At 72.6% G+C, this 5,461-nt stretch carries 3 protein-coding genes and 1 pseudogene; 1 reads left to right on the forward strand and 3 read right to left on the reverse strand.

Annotation, left to right across the window (positions count from 1 at the left end; genetic code table 11):
* The 3 genes and pseudogenes from AB4Z02_RS18810 to AB4Z02_RS18820 form a co-directional block, all read right to left on the reverse strand.
* A pseudogene (locus AB4Z02_RS18810) lies at positions 1-577 on the reverse strand (hypothetical protein); the annotation flags it as partial.
* A complete protein-coding gene (locus tag AB4Z02_RS18815; RefSeq protein WP_441972878.1) occupies positions 577-1,635 on the reverse strand; it encodes an NAD-dependent epimerase/dehydratase family protein in 1,059 nt (352 codons plus the stop codon). The pseudogene AB4Z02_RS18810 and the gene AB4Z02_RS18815, both read right to left, overlap by 1 nt.
* Positions 1,636-1,824: 189 nt before the next feature.
* Complete coding sequence (locus tag AB4Z02_RS18820) at positions 1,825-1,923, reverse strand: 30S ribosomal protein bS22 (protein ID WP_003792170.1); 99 nt, start codon at positions 1,921-1,923, stop codon at positions 1,825-1,827.
* Between the two features lie 247 nt (positions 1,924-2,170).
* On the opposite strand from AB4Z02_RS18820, the gene AB4Z02_RS18825 reads away from it, so the two are divergent.
* Positions 2,171-5,422, forward strand: a complete 3,252-nt coding sequence (locus tag AB4Z02_RS18825; protein ID WP_441972880.1) for a M36 family metallopeptidase — start codon at positions 2,171-2,173, stop codon at positions 5,420-5,422.
* Positions 5,423-5,461 lie beyond the last annotated feature (39 nt).

A 5,461-nucleotide genomic window follows, 5' to 3' on the forward strand; every position in this document is an offset into this window, starting at 1 on the left:
GGGCCGGCCTGGTCGCCGCCGCACCGCTGGTGCGCGTCGAGGCCGGGCGGGTGGTGCGGGCGCCGGACCGCGCGACCGCCTTGCGGCTGGGAACGGTCTTGGCGGCCGGACGGGGGCGCGGACGGTGCTTGCTGCTCCCCGTGGTCACCGCTGCAGCCTCCGGCGGGACGACGGGGATCGTCTCCCGCGGACCGGCCGGGGCGGAGCTGTTCGTCATCGTGGGCGCGGTCGTCGCCGCGGTCGTCGCCGCGAGCAGCGGGGTGCTGCGCCGCTTGGCGCGCTCGCCGGACGCGCGGGCGGCACCGGCGGCGAGGGCGCCCCGACGCGGCGCGCTCGCCTTGGTGGTGGGTGTCGTGGTGGCGCCGGTGGGGGCAGCCTTCTTGGCCGTGGTCTTCTTCGCCGTGGTCTTCTTGGCTGCGGCCTTCGTGGTCGCCGCCTTCTTCGCGGTGGCGCCCGGCCCGGCGGCCTTGGTCGCGGCAGTGGCCGTCGTCGCGGACTTCTTCGCCGTCGCAGCCTTCGCCGTTGCAGCCTTGGTGGTGCCAGCCTTCGTGGTCGCGGCCTTCGTGGTGGTCGCCATCAGTCGTTCCTCCCTGCGGGCCAGACGTGGCTGAGCGCGTGGGCCGCGGACCCGGCCACCCCGGCCACGCCGGACAACGCTGACCCGATGGCTGCCCCGCCGGGCACGGCGGCGCCGATGCCACGGGCGTAGTCCTGGAACGCGGCTCGCGTCGTGTAGACCGGCTCGAAGCCGAGCACCTCGCGCATCCGGCGGGTGTCGAGGCCGCGGCCGTAGGCGAGGAACTGGATCTGGTCGCTGCTGAAGTCGGCGAGGCCGGAGCGCTTGACGACGAGCCCGAAGAGCCCGGCTGCCGGCATCGGGACCGGCAGCACCGGCCGCCCGGCCATGCCGGCGGCCTGGGTGACCGTGATGACGCCGTCGCCCGCGATGTTGGTGATCCCGCTGGACGGCCCGGTCGTCGCGAGGAGCAGGGCCCCGACGGCGTCGGACTCGTGGACGAACTGCAGGCGGGCGTCATAGCCGAGCGGTACCGGCACGACGGGCAGCGCGAAGTAGTCGGTCAGGGAGGTCCGGATGCCCGGGCCGATGATGTTGGCGAAGCGGAGCATCGAGATCTCGACGTCGGGGCGGCGCCGGGAAAACCCGCGGACGTAGCCCTCGACCTCCACCGAGTCCTTGCCGAAACCGGCGCGGGGCAACGCTTTCGGGCCCATGTCCTCGGTGAACATCGCGGGGTCGCGCGGGCTCGAGCCGTAGACGGCGGCGGAGGACTTCACCACGAGGCGGCGGATGCTCGGCGCCTTCTGGCACGCAGCGAGCAGCTGCATCGTGCCGATGACGTTGATCTCCTTCTGGGAGGTCCGTCCGCCGGCGTGGGTCGGCGTCGCGATGACGTTCATGTGGACGACGGTGTCGACCTCGGCCTGCGCGATGATCTTGCCGATCATGGGGTTGCGGATGTCGGCCCGGACGAACTCGGCCCGGCCGATGTCGTGCGGCGGCGGGATGACGTCGACGCCGATCACGCGCTCGACGGACGGGTCCGCGGTGAGCTGGCGGGCGAACTTCCCGCCGAGGTAGCGGGAGACGCCGGTCACGAGGACGACCTCTGCCACAGCACCTCCCCTGGTCCGTCGGTCACGGACATCGCGACCGCTGCCACCCTACCCAGCGACGCCGGGTCCCCGAAGGCCCAGTCCCCGTCGTGGACGAGGTCGCGGACGTGGGCTTGCCCACGTCCGCGCGGGCGGGTCGGGCCATCGGCCCGGACAGATGAAAGGCCCCCGCGAGGCGGGGGCCTTTCATCACTTCTTGTTGCGACGCTGGTGGCGCGTCTTGCGCAGAAGCTTGCGGTGCTTCTTCTTCGCCATCCGCTTGCGGCGCTTCTTGATGACAGAGCCCATGAGTGTCCTTGAGGTCGTGGTCGTGTTGCCGGACGGGGCAACGAACCAACGCACCACGCCGAACAGTGCTGGTCACTCTAGCGGCCCGGCGCGCTGCACCTCAAACCCGGTCCACGCCTGCGTGGTGGCGGCAACCCGACGCGGCGGCGTCGGCACTCCGCCACGGTCGCCGTGTAACCCGCGCTCAGGAGGTCTCGTTGACACGGCGACCGGGTCAACGAGGACCCGCCAGTCAGCAGGAGATCTCGTGAAGTCGTCTCGCAAGCACTCGATCGCCGTGGGGGTGTGCCTGCTGACCGCGGCCGCCACCGCGCTCCCCCTGTCCTCAGCGGCCGGCGCCACGGCCGGGCTCCCCGCGGCCGACACCGGCTCGACGGTCCTCCCCGGCCTCGGTGACACCGTCGACGCCCTGACCAGGACCCTCGACACGCGCGCGGTGGACCGGCCCGTCGTCCCCACCGCCGCGGCGAAGGACGCGCTCTCGGCGCTGCTGCGGCGCAGCGGCCAGGGCGCCCGCGCCACGTGGGACGAGCGCTTCGGGACGTTGCGCTCCCTGCGCGGCCCCCAGGCGCTGACCGGTCCGACGAGCGGCGCGGCCGTCACCGTCGCCCGCAGCTGGCTGAGGGCCAACGCCGCCGCGTTCGGCCTCTCCACCAGCCAGGTCGACGGCCTCGCCCTCGTGCGCGACCACACCCTGCCGGGGACGGGTACGCACGTCGTCGACCTGGTCCAGACCGTCGCGGGCGTGCCGGCGGCGCGCGGCGGCCGGCTCAACGTCGCCGTCACCCAGGACGGCCGCGTCCTGTCCTACGCGGGCGACCCCACGCCGGGCGCGGGGCTCACGGGCGGCTGGGTGCTCGGCGAGACCGGCGCCGTCCTCGCGGTCGCCGGCGCGCTGGCCCCCGGCACCGCGTTCACCCCGCAGGCGGACGGCACCCAGGCCGGCTACGCGACCTTCGCGCGCGGCCCCTTCGGCGGTCCGTCGTACGCGAAGAAGGTCACCTTCGGCACGAGGACCGGCAGCGTCGCCGCCTACAAGGTCTACTTCATCAAGAGCCCCACCGAGGCGTGGGAGGCGATCGTCGACGGCACCACCGGCCGGGTCCTCTACCGCGCCAGCGTGGTCCAGCACGCCGAGGACCCGCAGGGCACCGTCTACGACAACCACCCCGGGGCCGCGAAGGGCGGCACGCCGCGCCAGCAGTCGTTCGGGCCGACCGCGCAGTCGCCGAAGGGCTGGGTCGACCCGACGGGCCTCGCCGGCACGGGCGTGACCACCTACGGCAACAACGCCGACACCTACGCCAACTGGTCCAACTACATCGGCCCGGTGGACAACGCACCCCGGCCCGTCGCCCCGACCGGGAGCTTCAGCTACACCTACACGAACCAGTGGGCGGCCACGAAGGGCCAGACGGTGCCACCGTCCTACGCCCAGGACCTCAACTCCGCCGCGACCAACCTGTTCTTCCAGCACAACCGGATCCACGACGAGTACTACGCGCTCGGGTTCACCGAGACCGCCGGGAACTTCCAGCTCGACAACGGCTCCAACGGCGGCATGGGCGGCGACGCGATCCGCGGCCTCGTCCAGGCCGGCGCCGCCTCGGGCGGCAACCCGACCTACACCGGACGCGACAACGCCTACATGCTCACCCTGGACGACGGCATCCCGCCGTGGAGCGGCATGTTCCTGTGGGAGCCGATCGACGACGCGTTCGAGGGCCCGTACCGCGACGGCTCGTTCGACATGAGCGTCATCCAGCACGAGTACACCCACGGCCTGTCGACGCGTTACGTCGCCGGCGGCAGCGCCCTCGGCTCGCAGCAGGCCGGCTCCATGGGTGAGGGCTGGTCCGACTGGTACGCCCTCAACCACGGCTTCAACGCCGGGCTGCTCACCAAGCCGGTCGTGGGCGACTACGTCACCGGCAACGCCACCCGCGGCATCCGCAACTGGGACTACGACCAGAACCCCACGACGTTCGGCGACATCGGCTACGACCTGACCGGCCCCGAGGTCCACGCCGACGGCGAGATCTGGACGGCCACGCTGTGGGACCTGCGCAAGGCCCTGGTGGCCCGGTACGGCGCCGCGAAGGGCGCGGACGTCGCGGCGCGCCTCGTCACCGACGGCATGCCGCTGACCGCCCCGGACCCGTCGTTCCTCGACGCCCGTGACGGGATCCTGTCGGCCGACCTCGACCGCTACCACGGCGACAACACCGACCTGATCTGGTCGGTGTTCGCCAAGCGTGGCGCGGGCGCGTCGGCGAAGTCCGTCACCGGTGACGACACCGACCCGACGCCGGGCTTCGACCACCCCGCGGCGGCCCGCAACGGCACCGCGGCCGTCACCGTCCTCAACGCCACCACAGGCAAGGCGGTCCCGGGCGCCAAGATCATCCTCGGCCGCTTCGAGGCGCGGGTCACCCCGCTCGGCCGCACCGGGTCCACCGGTGGCTTCACGGTCAAGGCCGTGGCCGGCACCTACCCGCTGACCATCCAGGCCCCCGGCTTCGGCGTGCAGACGATCGACGGCTTCGCCGTCACCGCCGGGAAGAACACGGCCCGCACGGTCAAGCTGGCCCCCAACCTGGCCTCGACGTCTGCCGGCGCCACCATCGTGAGCGCCTCCAGCCAGGACGACGGCGCCCCGGCGAAGTTCGCCTTCGACGACACGGCCGCCTCCGTCTGGGCGACCAGGGCGGGCACGACGCCGTACAACGACGGCCCGGACGAGCGGGTGACGGTGAAGCTGGCCGCCCCCGCGACGGTGAGCAGCGTGCGGGTGAGCGCGTTCAAGGCCACGAACGCCTCACGGTTCACGGCGCTCAAGGACTTCACCGTGCAGACCTCGACCGACGGCATCACCTGGACGACGGCCCGCACCGGTGGCTTCGCGTACGCCGCGCCGCGGCCCACCGCGCCGGACCTCAACTTCACGACCTTCAACCTCACGACGCCGGTCAAGGCCGCCTACGTCCGGTTCTTCGTCGACTCGGTCCAGGGCAACACCGCCACCCAGGCCCAGGTGGCCGACATCGAGGTCTTCGGCTCCGGGGCCGTGGTGCAGAACGGCACGGTCACCCCGGACCCGGTCTACACCGACTCCGGCACGATCACGGCGCCGAACCCGGCGGCCGGTGATGCCACCGGACTGCAGAACGTCTTCGGCGTCACGGGCACGGAGATGAACACGCTGTGCACGATGCCGCCGGCCAGCCAGGGGGTGGACGGCTGGGTGACGAAGTTCCCCGCCGGGTTCTCCGACGGCCTGCACTCGGTCTCGGTCAAGGGCACGAGCGACGCCGACGCGTCGGTCGGGCACGACCTCGACCTGTACTTCCTCGACAGCTCGTGCCAGCTCACGGGATCGGTCGCCACGGCGGCCGCTGACGAGTCGGCGGTCATCCCGCCCGGCTCGGTCTACCTCGTGACGCAGCTCTACACGGGCGCGGACGTCGCGGTGGCGGTGACCGCGGTCGACAACCGCTGAGAGAACGAGAAGGGGCGGGCCGGGACACCAGTCCCGGCC

Source organism: Pedococcus sp. 2YAF34, from assembly GCF_052114585.1.
Taxonomy (GTDB): Bacteria; Actinomycetota; Actinomycetes; order Actinomycetales; family Dermatophilaceae; genus Pedococcus.

What these genes read in the sequence shown, in the direction of transcription:
- AB4Z02_RS18820 (WP_003792170.1), bottom strand. Translation starts at nt 1,923, where the DNA reads ATGGGCTCTGTCATCAAGAAGCGCCGCAAGCGGATGGCGAAGAAGAAG.